Source organism: Kineococcus xinjiangensis, assembly GCF_002934625.1.
GTDB lineage: Bacteria > Actinomycetota > Actinomycetes > Actinomycetales > Kineococcaceae > Kineococcus_A > Kineococcus_A xinjiangensis.
Genome location: NZ_PTJD01000008.1, coordinates 45,680 through 60,688, shown reverse-complemented (window position 1 = coordinate 60,688; position 15,009 = coordinate 45,680). Strand labels below are relative to the sequence as shown.

The following is a 15,009-nucleotide window of genomic DNA, read 5'->3' as shown; positions in this document are numbered from 1 at the left end:
CCCCTCCACGTGCGAGGGGTTTCTTCATGTCCGGGGGCGGAACGCCGCTCGACGACCGGGCCGGCTCGGAGCCGGTCCGCAGCGCGGGAGGACGAGATGACGCAGACGCACGACGGCACCGCCGGCACGCCGGCTCCGGAGGAGGCGGGGCGCTACGACGCCCACGCCATGCAGGAGCGCTGGCTCCCCGTCTGGGACTCCCTCGCGCCCTTCCGCAGCGGCGCGGCCGGCGACGAGCGGCCGAAGAAGTACGTGCTCGACATGTTCCCGTACCCCTCGGGGGACCTGCACATGGGTCACGCCGAGGCCTACGCCCTCGGCGACGTCGTGGCGCGCTACTGGGTGCAGCGCGGCTACGACGTGCTGCACCCCATCGGCTGGGACGCCTTCGGCCTGCCCGCGGAGAACGCCGCCATCAAGCGCGGCCTGGACCCGCGCGGCTGGACCTACGACAACATCGCCCAGCAGCGCGCCTCGATGCGCCGCTACGCCTGCTCCTTCGACTGGGACCGCGTGCTGGTCACCTGCGACCCGCAGTACTACCGCTGGAACCAGTGGCTGTTCCTGCGCATGCACGAGAAGGGCCTGGCCTACCGCCGCCCCAGCCTCGTGAACTGGTGCCCGAACGACCAGACCGTGCTGGCCAACGAGCAGGTCGTGCAGGGGCTGTGCGAGCGCTGCGACACCCCCGTCACGAAGAAGAAGCTGACGCAGTGGTACCTGCGCATCACCGACTACGCCGACCGGCTGCTCGACGACATGTCGCAGCTGGAGGGCTCCTGGCCGGACAAGGTCCTGTCCATGCAGCGCAACTGGATCGGGCGCTCCACCGGCGCCGACGTGCGCTTCCGCATCGAGGGCCGCGACGAGCCCGTGACCGTCTACACCACGCGCCCGGACACCCTCTACGGCGCGACGTTCTTCGTGGTGGCCGCCGACTCCGACCTCGCCGCGGAACTGGCCGCCGACGCACCGGAGCAGGTGCGGCAGGAGTTCGGCGCCTACGTCGAGCAGGTCCGCGCGGCCAGCGACATCGACCGCCTCGCCACCGACCGCCCCAAGACGGGCGTGTTCCTGCACCGCTACGCCGTCAACCCCGCCACCGGCGAGCCGATGCCGGTGTGGGCGGCGGACTACGTCCTCGCCGACTACGGCCATGGCGCGATCATGGCCGTTCCCGCCCACGACCAGCGCGACCTGGACTTCGCTCGCGCCCACGACCTGCCGGTGCGGGTCGTGGTCGACGTGCGCGGTGAGGACGGGGAGCCGCTGCCCGATCCGGCGGAGTCCGGTGTGGCGACCGCGGGTGACGGGGTGCTGGTGAACTCCGGCCCCCTCACCGGCCTGCGCAAGGCGGAGGCGATCGCCGCGATGACCGAGCGCCTGGCCGAGGAGGGCACCGGCGCGGCGACCACGAACTACCGGCTGCGCGACTGGCTCATCTCCCGCCAGCGCTACTGGGGCGCCCCGATCCCCATCGTGCACTGCGACGCCTGCGGTGAGGTGCGGGTCCCGGACGAGCAGCTGCCGGTGGAGCTGCCCCCGGCCGAGGGGCTCGACCTCAAGCCGAAGGGCTCCTCGCCGCTGGGCGGGGCCGAGGACTGGGTGAACGTCGACTGCCCGTCCTGCGGCGGCGCGGCGAGGCGCGACACCGACACGATGGACACGTTCGTCGACTCCTCCTGGTACTTCCTGCGCTTCTGCTCCCCGGACCGCGACGACGTGCCGTTCGACCAGGCCGAGGTCGAGCGCTGGATGCCGGTGGGGCAGTACGTCGGTGGGGTGACCCACGCGATCCTGCACCTGCTCTACAGCCGCTTCTTCACCAAGGTGCTGTTCGACCTGGGCATGGTGAGCTTCACGGAGCCGTTCTCGCGCCTGCTCAACCAGGGCATGGTGCTGATGGGCGGCTCGGCGATGAGCAAGTCGCGCGGGAACCTGGTGCGCCTGTCCGAGCAGCTCGACGAGCACGGCGTGGACGCCATCCGCCTGACGATGGCGTTCGCCGGCCCGCCGGAGGACGACATCGACTGGGCGGACGTCTCCCCGGCCGGGTCGGCGAAGTTCCTGGCGCGGGCCTGGCGGCTGGCCCGGGACGTCACCTCCCAGCCGGGCAGCGACCCGGCCACGGGCAGCGCTCCCCTGCGGGCGGTGACCCACCGCACCCTGCACGATGCGCAGCAGCTCGTGGAGTCCTTCCGCTTCAACGTCGCCGTGGCCCGGACGATGGAGCTGGTCAACGCCACCCGCAAGGCCATCGACGACCCCGGGGTCGGACCCGCGGACCCGGCGGTGCGCGAGGCCGTGGAGGCGGTCGCGATCCTGCTGGGCCTGTACGCGCCGTACACGGCGGAGGACATGTGGGCCCAGCTCGGGCACGAGCCGTGCGTGGCCCGGGCGGGCTGGCCGGCGGTGGACCCGGCCCTGCTGGTGGAGGACACCGTCACCTGCGTGGTGCAGGTGCAGGGCAAGGTCCGCGACCGCCTTGAGGTGCCGCCGGGGATCGGCGAGGACGAGCTGCGGGAGCTGGCGCTGGCGAGCGAGCGGGTGCAGGCCGCGCTCGCGGGCCGCAGCCTGCGCACGGTCGTCGTGCGGGCGCCGAAGCTGGTCAACATCGTCCCCGCCTGACCGTCCGGCACGGCGCCCGTTCCACCCGGGCGACCGTGCCGCTCGCCCCGTCCGGTGACCTGCGGGACACCGGACGGGGTCCACAGGCGCGGTCCGGGGGCTGTCCGTCCACAGGCGACCCGCCGGCGGCCGGCCGGGCCGCGGGCGCTCCTAGCGTCCTGGCGTGGCCCCTCCCGCAGATCCCGACGCGCGCAGTCGCCTCGCCGCGGCACGGCCGTCCGCGGCCGGTGCCCCGGCGCGGTGGCCGGAGGACCCGCGGGCGATGGCCCGGCGCCAGCTGCGCGCCGCGGCCCTGCGTCGCGAGGCGGCAGGAGGGCCGGATGCGCCGGATCCTGCGCGACCGGCCCCGCCCCGGCTGCAGGGGCCGCCGGGCGAGGCGGGGCGGGCGCGCCACCGGGCGGGGCCGCCGCCGCTGCAGGAGGAGCTGCTCCTGCGGGTCGCGGACCGGCTGCCGGCGTCGGTGCGGCTGCTGCCGCGCCGCTCCGCCGCCCTGGGAGCGGTGCTGCTCACCGCGGTGGCGGCCGTCCTCGTGGGAGCCCGGGCCGGCGTCACGTGGCCCGCTGCGCAGCCGGGCCCGAGGGGCACCTCTGCCACCGCCCTCTCGGCCACCGGTGCGGAGGCGGGCGCAGGGCAGGCGGGGGCACCGGACGGCGAGCGGCAGCCGACCGCGCTCGCCGCGGTGGAGGTGCCCCCGCTGGAGGCCGTCGCCCCGGTGGTCGTGCACGTCGTCGGCAGGGTCGCGCGCCCCGGGGTGGTGGAGCTGCCGGGCGGCAGCCGCGTGGCGCAGGCGCTCGACGCGGCGGGCGGCGCCGCGCCGGACGCGGACCTGGGGCGGCTGAACCTGGCCCGCGTCCTCGTCGACGGCGAGCAGCTCCACGTGCCGGCCCCTGGCGAGCCGGCGCCGGGCCCGCCCCCGGGTGGCTCCGCCGCCCCCGGGGTCCCGGCCGCGGCAGGCGGTCCGGGGCAGGTGCTCGACCTCAACACCGCCACGGTCCACGACCTCGACGCGCTGCCGGGGGTCGGGCCCGTGCTGGCGGAGCGCATCGTGGCCTGGCGCGGTGAGCACGGGCGGTTCTCCCAGGTGGAGCAGCTCGGGGAAGTCGAGGGCATCGGGCCGAAGCTGCTCGCGGGTCTGCGCGACCTGGTGCGGACGTGAGCCGGGGAGCGGCAGGCGGCCCGGCGGCCCTCGGCGAGCGGGCAGCCCCCGCCGGTCGGGCGCCGGGCGGTGACAGCACGGGTCGCGGCCCACGGCGGCTGGACCTGCGGCTGCTCCCGGCGGCCGTGGCGGCCTGGGCGGGTGCGGTCTGGGCGGTCTCGGCACCCGCCGCGGACGGCGCCCTCGCCGCAGCCGTGCTCCTCCTGCTCCTCGGCTCCGTCGTGGCGCTGCTGCAGCGGCGCGGCCGCGGCCCCGCGCGCGGCCGTCGCGGGGAGCGGGAGGTGGGGCTCGTCGCGGGTGCGGTGCTGGTCCTGGCGGCTTCGGGTGTCGTCGCGCTCTCGGCGGCGGCCCAGGTGGCCGTGGCCCGCGACGGTCCCCTGCCGCAGTGGGCGGCGGAGGAGGCCGCGGCGGAGGTCCTGCTGGAGGTCTCGACCGATCCCCGCCGCCTCGCCGCCCGCCCCGACGGGGCGCCCCCGCGGGTCCTGCTGCGGGCCAGGGTGCTGGAGGCGGAGTCCGGTGGGGTGCGGGTCGCGGCCGCCGCCCCGGTCCTCGTCCTGGGCGGTGACTCCTGGAGCGCGGTGCGCCCGGGGGAGCGCTACGCCGCGCGCGGCCGGCTGCGCCCCCCGGACCGGCCGGGGCGTCCGGTGGCCGTTCTGCTGGCCGCGCCGGAACCCGCCCGGGTGGCTCCCGCCCCACCGGCCCACCGCGCGGCGGAGCGGCTGCGCGCGGGGCTGCGACGGGCCTGCGAGGGGCTGCCGCCGGACGCCGCCGGGCTGGTGCCGGCCCTCGTCGTCGGGGACACCAGCATGCTGCCGCCGGAGCTCGAGGCGGACATGCGCTCGGTCGGGCTCGCGCACCTGACGGCCGTCAGCGGCGCCAACACGACCCTGGTGTGCGGGGCCGCGCTGCTGCTCGCCGGCGCGGCCGGCGCGGGCCGGCGGCTGCGGCTGGTGGTGGCGGGCGGCGTCCTCGCCGGCTTCGTGCTCCTCGCCCGCCCCGAGCCGAGCGTCCTGCGCGCCGCCGTGATGGGCGGCATCGGCCTGCTGGGCCTGGTGGCGGGGCGGCCGGGCCGGGGGTTGCCCGTGCTGCTGGCTGCGGTCCTCGTCCTGCTGGCGCTGGACCCGTGGCTGGCGCGGGAGCACGGCTTCGCCCTGTCCGTCCTGGCCACGGCCGCGCTGCTCCTCCTCGCCTCCTCGTGGACGCGCTGGCTGCAGGCCCGGGGGCTGCCGCGGTGGCTGGCGGCGGCGCTGGCGGTGCCGGCGGTGGCGCAGGCGGCGTGCGGGCCGGTCGTGGTGCTGCTGAACCCGGAGGTGAATCTCCTGTCCGTCCCCGTCAACGCGCTCGCCGCCCCGGCGGTGGCGCCCGCGACCGTCCTCGGGCTGGCGGCGGCCCTGGCGGCTCCGTGCTCGCCGGCGGTGGCCGCGGCGCTGGCGCAGCTGGCCGCCGTGGCGACCGGCTGGATCGCACTGCTGGCCCGTGCGGCGGCGGCGGCACCGACGGCGCTGCCGCTGCCCGCGGGGGCGCGCGGGGCGGTGCTGCTCGCCCTCGTGACGCTGCTGCTGGTCGCGGTCCTCGCTGCGGCGCCGCACCTGCTGCGCGCCGGCCGACGGCCGGAGCCCGCCGGTCCACGGCGGCGGAGCGGATTCCGGGGCGCCGGGTGGTGAGGGCGCACCGGGACCGCTGCCGACGCCGGGACCGCGGGCAGTGGACGTAGGCGCAGATGCGGGCCGGGGACGCGGTCGTGTGGGGGGAGGGTGGCACCCTTGGGCCGTGCCCCGCGCGACCGCCCCCCGCACCGCCCCGACCCGGCCGGTCGCCGCGACCGCCGCCGACCCGCACGACGTGCCCGCCGCGCCGGTCGTGCTGCTCACCGGCCCGGAGGACCACCTCGCCGACATCGCCCTCAGCTCGCTGCTGGCACGCCTGCGTGCGCAGGACGCGCAGTTGGAGCGGACCGACGTCGCCGCAGCCGGCTACCTCGCGGGGCAGCTCGCGACGTGGGCCAGCCCCTCGCTCTTCGACGAGCGGTCGGTCGTCGTCGTCGACGGCGCCGAGGCAGCCGGCGACGCCTTCGTCGGCGACGTCACCGCCTACCTCGCCGACCCCTCGCCGAGCACCGTGCTCGTGGTGCGCCACCGGGGTGGCAACCGGGCCAGGAAGGTCCTCGAGACGGCCAGGGCGGTGCCGGGCGCGGTGGAGGTGGCCTGCCAGCCGCTCAAGCGCGACCAGGACAAGATCGAGTTCGTCCTGGGATCGATGCGGCGGGCCCGCCGGCGCATGGACGCGGACGCCGCCCGGGCGCTGGTCGACGCGCTCGGCAACGAGCTGGGGGAGCTCGCCGCGGCGTGCGACCAGCTCTGCGCGGACACGGAGGGGACCATCACCGCCGAGGACGTGCGCCGCTACCACGGGGGGCGTGTCGAGGCGACGGGCTTCGACGTCGCCGACGCCGCCGTGGAGGGGCACGCGGGGCGGGCGCTGGCGCTGCTGCGGCACGCCTCGGCGACGGGCGTCGTGCCGGTGCTGGTGGTGGCCGCGCTGGCGTCGCGGCTGCGGACCCTGGCGAAGGTGGGGGCGGAGCGGGGCCGCTCCGCCGACCTCGCGCGCGACCTGGGGATGGCGCCGTGGCAGGTGGACCGGGCGCGCCGGGACCTGCAGCACTGGTCGGCCGAGGCGCTGGGGGAGGCGATCCGGGCGGTCGCGCAGGCGGACGCAGCCGTCAAGGGTGCGGGCCCGGACGGCGACTTCGCCCTCGAGCGCGCCGTGGTGACGGTCGCGACCGCGCGGGGCCGCTGAAGCCCCTCACCGCTGAAGCCCGTTCGCCGGGGCGGGCGGCGGCGGGGCGCCCCCGGACGCAGGAGAGGCCGGTCCCCGCGGGGACCGGCCTCTCCTGAGGTGCGGAAGGGCTGCTCAGAGAGCGGAGGCCTGCTTCCACAGCGACGACTTGCGGTTGGCGGCCTGGTTCTTGTGGATGACGCCCTTGCTGACGGCCTTGTCCAGCTTGCGGCTGGCGTGGCGCAGGGCGACCTGCGCGGCCTCGGCGTCCCCGCTCTTGGCGGCCTCCAGGAAGCCGCGCACGGCGGTGCGCAGCTCGGAGCGCACCGACTTGTTGCGCACGCGCGCCTTCTCGGCGGTCGCGATGCGCTTGATCTGGGACTTGATGTTCGCCACGAGACGTCTTTCTCTGTGAGGGACGGGTCGAAGAGGGCGGTCGGCCCACCGGGGACCTCCGGCGTGGGGCACCGGGTGGCGGCGGGAACCGGAACCTCCGCACGACCGGCGAAGGAGCAGGTCAACACTACCAGCAGTGTCCAGGTCCGCCCGAACCGCGGACGCTCAGGCGCGGACGCCGAGGTCCTCCTCGGCGTCGAGGAGGTCCTCGGCCGCGTTGGCGGCGGTGACGAGCTCCTTGATGCGTGCGGTGCGCTGGCGCGCGGTGCGCTCCCCGACCCCGAGCAGCAGCAGGCCCTCCTCGCCGTACTGCGAGGCCAGCAGGGCGGGCCCGACCAGGCTCAGGGCCTCGGTGGGGGAGGCGCCGCCGCGGATGAGGTGACGGGCGATCTCCGCGGTCGCCTCGATGAGGGCAGCGGTCCCCCGGTCGTCCTGCATGGCACAACGGTAGGGCCGGGTTCGGCGTCCTCCCGCACACTGCGATGCGGTTGGCCCAACCCGGCGATGCGGTCGGCCCAGCGGCGTCACCGCAGGTCACCGGGGGTGCGCCGGTGGTGCTCAACGCGCCGGGGCGCCCGCGTGCGACGATGGAGGCCCGTTCACGACGACGTCCACGAGGATGTCCGCGACCGCGTCCTGCGCCCCGTTCCCGACGGGGCCCGCGACGAGGCCCGAGGCAGCCCGTGGACGCCCGCGCGAGGACCCGCCGGCCGGTGGGCCCGTGCGGGCGAGCCCGATGAGAGGTCCGGAGAAGCGTGTCCCCGAAGGCGATGAACGCCCTGGCTCCGGCGGCGACCCCGCCCGAGCTCATCCGCAACTTCTGCATCATCGCCCACATCGACCACGGCAAGTCGACGCTGGCGGACCGCATGCTGCAGCTGACGGGCATCGTCGACGAGCGGGCCATGCGGGCGCAGTACCTCGACCGGATGGACATCGAGCGCGAGCGCGGCATCACCATCAAGTCCCAGGCGGTGCGCATGCCCTGGGAGTCCGCCGGCACCACCTACGCGCTCAACATGATCGACACCCCAGGCCACGTCGACTTCACCTACGAGGTGTCGCGGTCGCTGGCCGCCTGCGAGGGCGCGGTCCTCCTCGTCGACGCGGCGCAGGGCATCGAGGCCCAGACGCTGGCCAACCTGTACCTGGCGATGGAGAACGAGCTCACCATCATCCCGGTCCTCAACAAGATCGACCTGCCCGCCGCGCAGCCGGACCTCTTCGCCGAGGAGCTCGCCGGGCTCATCGGCTGCCAGCCGGAGGACTGCCTGCGGGTCTCGGGCAAGACCGGTGAGGGCGTGGAGCACCTGCTCGACGAGATCGTCCGGCAGATGCCGCCGCCCGTCGGGGACCCGAACGCCCCCGCGCGCGCCATGATCTTCGACTCGGTGTACGACACCTACCGCGGCGTGGTCACCTACGTGCGGGTCATCGACGGCAAGCTCTCCCCGCGCGAGCGGATCGCGATGATGTCGACGAAGGCCACCCACGAACTGCTGGAGATCGGGGTCAGCTCCCCGGAGCCCACCCCGTCCGACGGCCTCGGAGTGGGGGAGGTCGGCTACCTCATCACCGGCGTGAAGGACGTCCGCCAGTCGAAGGTGGGCGACACGGTCACCAACTCCGCCAAGCCCGCCGCCCAGGCGCTCGGCGGCTACCGCGACCCCAAGCCGATGGTGTTCTCCGGCCTGTACCCCATCGACGGCTCCGACTACCCGCTGCTGCGCGACGCGCTCGACAAGCTGAAGCTCAACGACGCCGCCCTCGTCTACGAGCCCGAGACGTCAGCGGCGCTCGGCTTCGGGTTCCGGATCGGCTTCCTCGGCCTGCTGCACCTGGAGATCGTGCGCGAGCGGCTGGAGCGCGAGTTCAACCTGGACCTCATCTCCACCGCCCCCAGCGTCGTCTACGAGGTGACGATGGAGGACCGCAAGGTCGTCACCGTCACCAACCCCTCGGAGTACCCCGTCGGCAAGGTCGCCGAGGTGCGCGAGCCGGTCGTGCGGGCCACCGTCCTCGCGCCGAAGGACTACATCGGGACGATCATGGACCTCTGCCAGGAACGCCGCGGCGACCTGCAGGGCATGGACTACCTCTCCGAGAACCGCGTCGAGCTGCGCTACCGCCTGCCGCTGGCCGAGATCGTCTTCGACTTCTTCGACAACCTGAAGTCCCGCACCCGCGGCTACGCCTCCCTCGACTACGACGTCGACGGCGAGCAGGCCGCCGACCTCGTGAAGGTCGACATCCTGCTCCAGGGCGAGCAGGTCGACGCGTTCTCCGCGATCGTCCACAAGGACAAGGCGTACGCCTACGGCGTGATGATGGCCGGCAAGCTCAAGGACCTCATCCCGCGCCAGCAGTTCGAGGTGCCCATCCAGGCCGCCATCGGCGCCCGGATCATCGCCCGCGAGAACGTCCGCGCCATCCGCAAGGACGTCCTCGCCAAGTGCTACGGCGGTGACATCACCCGCAAGCGGAAGCTGCTGGAGAAGCAGAAGGAGGGCAAGAAGCGGATGAAGATGGTCGGCCGGGTGGAGGTCCCGCAGGAGGCCTTCATCGCCGCCCTCTCCTCCGACGCCGAGGCCGCCGGGGACAAGGCCGCGAAGAAGTAGCCCCCGCGGGGACCGGCCTCAGAGCCTGCCGAGCATCCGCCGCACGGCCGCGGCCACGGCGTCCGGCCGGTCCACCGGCACGAAGTGGCTGGCGTCCTCCACCCACGTCAGGTTCGCGCCGGGGATGCTGCGGGCGAGGCGCTCGCCGTAGCGGGGCTTCATCTGGTGGTCGAGCCGGCCCCAGCAGACCTCCACGGGGATGTCGAGGCGACCCAGGAACGGGGCGACGGTCTGGGTGTAGACGGAGTCCGCCGCGCGCAGGTGCCGGGCCAGCAGGGAGGGGCCCTCCGGCCGCGACCACGGCGCGACGAAGCGGTCGATCGCCTGCGGCGCCCTCTCCTGGTGGCCGAACAGGGGGCGCAGCCCCGCGCGCAGCATCTTCTCCACGGCCGTCGACGGCAGGCGCTGGAGGACCGGCCAGCTCGCCTTCATCGCCTTCACGACGGGGACGGGCCAGCCGTCGAAGCAGACGCCGTTGCTGACGACCATCCCCGCGACCCGGTCGGAGGCCGCGGTGGCGAGGATCTGCGCCACGCCCCCGCCGAGGTCGTGGCCCACGACGCCGACCCGGTCCAGCCCCAGCGCGTCCAGCAGCTCGACCAGCGCCGCGGCCTGCGAGGCGAGGTCCACGCCCTGGCCCTCCGGAGCCGGCGAGTCCCCGTAGCCGAGCATGTCGACGGCGAACACGCGGGCGTGCTCCTGCAGGCGCGGGACCACGTCCCACCACAGCCGGTGGTTGGTCGGGATCCCGTGGATCAGCAGCAGGGCGGGGCCGGCGTCCCCGGCCCGCCACACGTTCAGCCGGTGGTTCGCGGTCTCGACCAGTTCCGTGCGTCCGAGGGGAACGTCCATGCGGGCCATCCTTCTGAGGCCGGGCCGCCGGGGCATCCCGGGAGGGTGCGGGCGGGGAGTCTGCGCTTTCGTCCGGCTCCCGCCTGGGCCATGCTGGACCGGGTCCCCGTCCGGTGGTTCAGCGAGGAAGCCGCAGCCGGAACCCCCTACGCCCGAGGAGACCCCCATGTCCTCTCCCGCCCACGAGCCCATCGTGTCGGGCCGCAGCTACGAGATCACCGACATCGGCGGCACCGCGCCGACCTCCCTCGACGACTTCGTCACCGGCTCCGCCGCCCTCGTCACCATCACCCTCGCCGGCGGCGACCACCCCTACCTCGCCCACGGCAGCGCCGTGCGCGACGGCGAGGGCGTCCACTTCTTCGAGAAGGACGCCGCCGTCGGCAAGGACACGCGGGTGTGGCGCATCACCCAGGACGGCGACGGCTTCCACGCCGTCCACGACCCCCGCTTCTGAGGCCCGACCCGTCCGTCCACCGCCCGCCCTGCGAGGAGCCTCCTCCCGCGGGCGGGGCGAGGGGAGGGGTGGGCCCGCAGCGGGTCCCCGTCGTGCGACACTCGGGCTCCCGGACGCCCGCTACGCTGCGTCCACCCATCCAGAGCGGCCGAGAGACCTGGCTCCACGACGCCGCAGCAACCCCCCGCCCAGCGCGGGAGCGGGTGCTCCACCCAGGACGAGATGGAGGACAGCAGGTGAGCTACGCCGGTGACCTGACGCCCGAGGCCGCCTACGAGCTGCTGCGCTCCGAGCCCGGTGCCGTCCTGGTGGACGTGCGCTCGGAGCCGGAGTGGCAGTTCGTCGGAGTGCCCGACGTCTCCGACCTGGGCAAGGAGCCCCTCTTCGTGCCGTGGCGCGGTGGTGGCCCCGACCCCGCCGGCACCTTCGTGGCGGAGCTGTCCGCCGCAGGCCTCGCCCCCGGCGACGACGTGGCCGTGGTGCTGCTGTGCCGCTCCGGCGTGCGCTCGGTCGCCGCGGCCGAGGCGCTGGCGGCCGCCGGCGCACACCGGGCGTTCAACGTCCTCGACGGGTTCGAGGGTGCCCTCGACGAGCACGGCCACCGCGGCGGTGCCGGCTGGCGCGCGGCCGGCCTGCCCTGGCGGCAGTCGTGAGCGGCGGGCGGGAGTCGGGCGTCCCGGCGCTGCGGCCGGACACCATCGGGGTGCGCGGCGGCCTGAACCGCTCGCAGTTCGAGGAGACGTCCGAGGCGATGTTCCTGACCTCGGGGTTCGTCTACCCCTCCGCCGCCTCTGCCGAGGCCGCGTTCACCGGCGAGCTCGACCACTACATCTACTCCCGCTACGGCAACCCGACCGTGTCGGTGTTCGAGGAGCGGCTGCGCCAGCTCGAGGGCGCCGAGGCGTGCTTCGGCACCGCCAGCGGCATGGCGGCGGTGTTCAACGCCCTCGCCGGTCTGCTCGGCGCGGGCGACCGCCTCGTCGCCGCCCGCAGCCTGTTCGGGTCCTGCTACGTCATCTGCGACGAGATCCTCCCGCGCTGGGGCGTCGAGACGGAGTTCGTCGACGGGGAGGACCTCGCCCAGTGGGAGCGGGCCCTGTCCCGGCCCGCGCAGGCGGTGTTCTTCGAGACCCCGGCGAACCCGATGCAGACCCTCGTCGACATCGAGGCCGTCTCGGAGCTGGCGCACGCCGCCGGCGCCCAGGTCGTCGTGGACAACGCCTTCTGCAGCCCGATCGCGCAGGCGCCGCTGCCCCTGGGGGCGGACGTGGTCGTCTACTCCGCCACCAAGCACATCGACGGGCAGGGCCGCGTCCTCGGCGGCGCGATCCTCGGGCGCTCGGAGTTCATCGACGGGCCCGTGCGGGAGCTGATGCGCCACACCGGCCCCGCCCTGAGCCCCTTCAACGCGTGGACGCTCACCAAGGGCCTGGAGACAATGGGCCTGCGCGTGCGGCACTCCAGCGCCTCGGCGCTGCGCCTGGCGGAGTGGCTGGAGCAGCAGCCCGGTGTGCGTTGGGTGCGGTTCCCGCTGCTCCCGTCGCACCCGCAGTTCGACCTGGCGAAGCGGCAGATGAGCAACGGCGGCACGATCGTCACGTTCGAGCTGGACGCGCCGCAGGGCCGGGCGAAGGAGCGGGCGTTCGAGGTCCTCGACGCGCTGCGCGTGGTCGACATCTCCAACAACCTCGGCGACGCCAAGACGCTCATCACCCACCCCGCGACCACCACCCACCGCCGCCTCGGTGAGGAGGGCCGCGCCGCGATCGGCCTCTCCGACGGGGTGGTGCGGATGTCGGTGGGCCTGGAGGACGTCGAGGACCTGCTCGCCGACCTCGACCAGGCCCTGCGCACCCGCTCCTGACGCGCGAAGAGCCCTCCCGCACGTGGTGTGCGGGAGGGCTCCTCCACGTCGCTGCGGGGCCGTCGCTGCGGGGCCCCCGTCTCAGGCCTTGCGCCGCCGCGGCGCCGTCACGATCTGGAACGCCCCGAACGCGGCGATGCCCAGCGCCACCACGATCAGCATGATCTTCCCGAAGGGCTGGGAGGCGATCTCGTGGAACGCCGCATCGAGGCCGCGGGACTTGGCGACGTCACCGGTGGCGGCCAGCACGACCAGGCCGCCCAGGACCGTGAACGCCACGCCGCGCGCCACGTACCCCGCGACGCCGAGGGCGCGCACGCCCGGGCTCAGGCTGCCCTCGACCTTCTCCTCGAACTTGTGCTTCAGCCCGCGCACCGCGGTGGCGATCCCGACGGCGGCGACCGCCAGGCCCACCAGGACGACGAGGATCTGACCGCCCGGGGCCTCCAGCAGCCGCTGGGTCCAGGTCTGCTGCTGCTGCCCCGCGGAGCCCCCGGAGCCCGTCAGCAGCTGCACGCACGAGATGCCCAGCGTCACCGCAACGATGCCCTTGAACGCGGCCTTGACGCGCTGCTTCGTGTCGTGGCCGAAGGCCACCTCCAGCACCTGCCACAGCGCCAGCGCCGCGAAGCCCACCGCCAGCAGGACCAGCAGGACCGGTCCGATCGAGGACTGCGCCACCTGCCGCAGCGCACCCGTGGAGTCCGCGCTCGTCCCGGCGGTCCCGAGCGCGATCTGCAGGGCGAGCCAGCCGATCAGGAGGTAGACGACGCCCTCGGCGGCCACGCCGACCCGGCCGACCTTCTTGATGGTGCCCTGGTGCCGCTGCGCCGTGGCGGTGGCCTGGCCCCCCGCGTTGCGGGCCATGTTCCGGGGGTCTGAGCCGGGCATGCTTCCTCCTCGTCCGGGTCGCGCCCCGGTCCGGAGGCGACCTGCCGCGCGCCGGGCTGCTGCCCGGCACTCAGAAGGGTGGCGCCAGGTGCCGGTTCCGGCCACTCCACGGGTCAGGCGACACTGGACGACGTGCCCAGCACCCTGCCCGACGGCGACCCGGCCCCCGCGGACGGCTCCCTCCCGGACTCCGCGCTCGCCGGTGCGCGGGAGCGCTCCTTCGGCGTCTACCTGCACGTGCCGTTCTGCGCGGTGCGCTGCGGCTACTGCGACTTCAACACCTACACCGCGACGGAGCTCGGCGGCGGGGGCTCGCAGGCCGCCTTCGCCGCCACCGCCGCGCTCGAGGTGGAGCTGGCCGGGAAGGTCCTCGGCGCCGCGGCGCGCCCGGCCGCCACGGTGTTCGTCGGCGGCGGCACCCCGACCCTCCTGCCGCCCGGGGACCTCGCCGCCCTGCTGGACGCGGTGCGCGCCACGTTCGGTCTGGAACCGGGCGCGGAGGTCACCACGGAGGCCAACCCCGACTCGGTGACGCCGGAGGGCCTCGCCGCCCTCGCCGCCGCGGGCTTCACCCGGGTGTCGTTCGGCATGCAGTCCGCCGTGCCGACGGTGCTGGCGGTGCTGGAGCGCACCCACGACCCGGACCGGGTGCCGCGGGCCGTGGCGTGGGCGCGGCAGGCGGGGCTCGACGTGAGCCTGGACCTGATCTACGGCGCCCCGGGGGAGAGCCTCGACGACTGGCGGCGCAGCCTCGACGCCGCGCTGGCGTGCGCACCGGACCACGTCTCCGCCTACGCCCTCATCGTGGAGGAGGGCACCCGGCTCGCCGGGCAGGTGCGGCGCGGGACGCTGCCCGCCCCCGACGACGACGACCAGGCCGCCAAGTACGAGCTCGCCGACGACGTCCTCGGCGCCGCCGGCTACGGCTGGTACGAGGTGAGCAACTGGGCCCGCGGGGCGCAGCACGCCTGCCTGCACAACCTCGCCTACTGGCGCGGTGGGGACTGGTGGGGCGTGGGCCCGGGCGCGCACAGCCACGTCGGGGGAGTGCGGTGGTGGAACGTGAAGCACCCGACCGCCTACGCGCAGCGGCTGGGGGCCGGCCACAGCCCCGCCCACGCCCGGGAGGTGCTCACGGAGGAGGACCGCTACGTGGAGGACGTGCTGCTGCGCAGCCGGCTCGCGGAGGGCGTCGCGCTGCGACGGCTGCGGCCGCAGGGGCTGGAGGCGGTGCCGTCGCTGGTGGCCGACGGGCTGCTCGCGGCGGGTGCCGCGCAGGGGCCGGGAGGGGCGGCGGTGCTGACCCGCCGGGGGCGGCTGCTGGCGGACGCGGTGGTGCATCGCCTGCTGGGCGCCTGAGGCCGGGCCGCCG

Annotated in this window: 13 protein-coding genes; 9 read left to right on the top strand and 4 right to left on the bottom strand. The window is 75.3% G+C overall.

Going from position 1 to position 15,009, the window contains the following annotated elements; all coding sequences use genetic code 11:
* Positions 1-96 precede the first annotated feature (96 nt).
* From leuS to holA, 4 genes are all read left to right on the top strand, one after another.
* Positions 97-2,628 (top strand): leucine--tRNA ligase, encoded by a 2,532-nt coding sequence (gene leuS, locus CLV92_RS12225; RefSeq protein ID WP_104433115.1) that lies wholly within the window; start codon positions 97-99, stop codon positions 2,626-2,628.
* Positions 2,629-2,791: 163 nt separating this feature from the next.
* Positions 2,792-3,784, top strand: coding sequence for a ComEA family DNA-binding protein (locus CLV92_RS12220; protein ID WP_211291085.1), 993 nt, complete (start codon positions 2,792-2,794; stop codon positions 3,782-3,784).
* Complete coding sequence (locus CLV92_RS12210; protein WP_146099511.1) at positions 3,781-5,448, top strand: ComEC/Rec2 family competence protein; 1,668 nt, start codon at positions 3,781-3,783, stop codon at positions 5,446-5,448. Before CLV92_RS12220 ends, CLV92_RS12210 begins: the two co-directional genes overlap by 4 nt.
* Positions 5,449-5,554: 106 nt before the next feature.
* The gene (holA, locus tag CLV92_RS12205; RefSeq protein ID WP_211291084.1) at positions 5,555-6,580 is read left to right on the top strand and encodes a DNA polymerase III subunit delta; all 1,026 of its coding nucleotides are present in this window, start codon (positions 5,555-5,557) and stop codon (positions 6,578-6,580) included.
* A gap of 114 nt (positions 6,581-6,694) precedes the next feature.
* Here holA and rpsT read toward each other — a convergent pair whose 3' ends face one another.
* Together rpsT and CLV92_RS12195 are read right to left on the bottom strand one after the other, a co-directional pair.
* Positions 6,695-6,955: a 30S ribosomal protein S20 gene (gene rpsT, locus CLV92_RS12200; protein ID WP_104433112.1), complete on the bottom strand. Its 261-nt coding sequence runs from the start codon at positions 6,953-6,955 to the stop codon at positions 6,695-6,697.
* Positions 6,956-7,120: 165 nt separating this feature from the next.
* Positions 7,121-7,393 carry a hypothetical protein gene (locus CLV92_RS12195; RefSeq protein ID WP_104433111.1) on the bottom strand — a complete coding sequence of 91 codons (273 nt, stop codon included), beginning with the start codon at positions 7,391-7,393 and terminating at the stop codon, positions 7,121-7,123.
* Between the two features lie 332 nt (positions 7,394-7,725).
* Here CLV92_RS12195 and lepA point away from each other — a divergent pair, with 332 nt between their 5' ends.
* Complete coding sequence (gene lepA, locus CLV92_RS12190; RefSeq protein WP_104433226.1) at positions 7,726-9,573, top strand: translation elongation factor 4; 1,848 nt, start codon at positions 7,726-7,728, stop codon at positions 9,571-9,573.
* An 18-nt stretch (positions 9,574-9,591) separates the two neighbouring features.
* On the opposite strand, the gene CLV92_RS12185 is transcribed toward lepA, so the two are convergent.
* Positions 9,592-10,425 (bottom strand): alpha/beta fold hydrolase, encoded by an 834-nt coding sequence (locus CLV92_RS12185; RefSeq protein WP_158257222.1) that lies wholly within the window; start codon positions 10,423-10,425, stop codon positions 9,592-9,594.
* Positions 10,426-10,591: 166 nt separating this feature from the next.
* Here CLV92_RS12185 and CLV92_RS12180 point away from each other — a divergent pair, with 166 nt between their 5' ends.
* The 3 genes from CLV92_RS12180 to CLV92_RS12170 all read left to right on the top strand — a co-directional run bounded on the left by CLV92_RS12180 (position 10,592) and on the right by CLV92_RS12170 (position 12,746).
* The gene (locus tag CLV92_RS12180) at positions 10,592-10,882 is read left to right on the top strand and encodes a hypothetical protein (protein WP_146099510.1); all 291 of its coding nucleotides are present in this window, start codon (positions 10,592-10,594) and stop codon (positions 10,880-10,882) included.
* 236 nt (positions 10,883-11,118) lie between these two features.
* Positions 11,119-11,535 carry a rhodanese-like domain-containing protein gene (locus CLV92_RS12175; protein ID WP_104433108.1) on the top strand — a complete coding sequence of 139 codons (417 nt, stop codon included), beginning with the start codon at positions 11,119-11,121 and terminating at the stop codon, positions 11,533-11,535.
* Positions 11,520-12,746, top strand: a complete 1,227-nt coding sequence (locus CLV92_RS12170) for an O-succinylhomoserine sulfhydrylase (protein WP_104433225.1) — start codon at positions 11,520-11,522, stop codon at positions 12,744-12,746. The genes CLV92_RS12175 and CLV92_RS12170 overlap by 16 nt, the downstream gene beginning before the upstream one ends.
* 81 nt (positions 12,747-12,827) lie before the next feature.
* On the opposite strand, the gene CLV92_RS12165 is transcribed toward CLV92_RS12170, so the two are convergent.
* A complete protein-coding gene (locus CLV92_RS12165; protein ID WP_104433107.1) occupies positions 12,828-13,637 on the bottom strand; it encodes a DUF1206 domain-containing protein in 810 nt (269 codons plus the stop codon).
* Positions 13,638-13,769: 132 nt separating this feature from the next.
* Between CLV92_RS12165 and hemW the strand changes: the two genes are divergently transcribed.
* A complete protein-coding gene (hemW, locus tag CLV92_RS12160; RefSeq protein WP_104433106.1) occupies positions 13,770-14,996 on the top strand; it encodes a radical SAM family heme chaperone HemW in 1,227 nt (408 codons plus the stop codon).
* Positions 14,997-15,009: the final 13 nt, after the last annotated feature.

What these genes read in the sequence shown, in the direction of transcription:
- CLV92_RS12185 (WP_158257222.1), bottom strand. Translation starts at nt 10,425, where the DNA reads ATGGACGTTCCCCTCGGACGCACGGAACTGGTCGAGACCGCGAACCAC.
- CLV92_RS12195 (WP_104433111.1), bottom strand. Translation starts at nt 7,393, where the DNA reads ATGCAGGACGACCGGGGGACCGCTGCCCTCATCGAGGCGACCGCGGAG.
- lepA (WP_104433226.1), top strand. Translation starts at nt 7,726, where the DNA reads ATGAACGCCCTGGCTCCGGCGGCGACCCCGCCCGAGCTCATCCGCAAC.
- CLV92_RS12180 (WP_146099510.1), top strand. Translation starts at nt 10,592, where the DNA reads ATGTCCTCTCCCGCCCACGAGCCCATCGTGTCGGGCCGCAGCTACGAG.
- CLV92_RS12165 (WP_104433107.1), bottom strand. Translation starts at nt 13,637, where the DNA reads ATGCCCGGCTCAGACCCCCGGAACATGGCCCGCAACGCGGGGGGCCAG.
- leuS (WP_104433115.1), top strand. Translation starts at nt 97, where the DNA reads ATGACGCAGACGCACGACGGCACCGCCGGCACGCCGGCTCCGGAGGAG.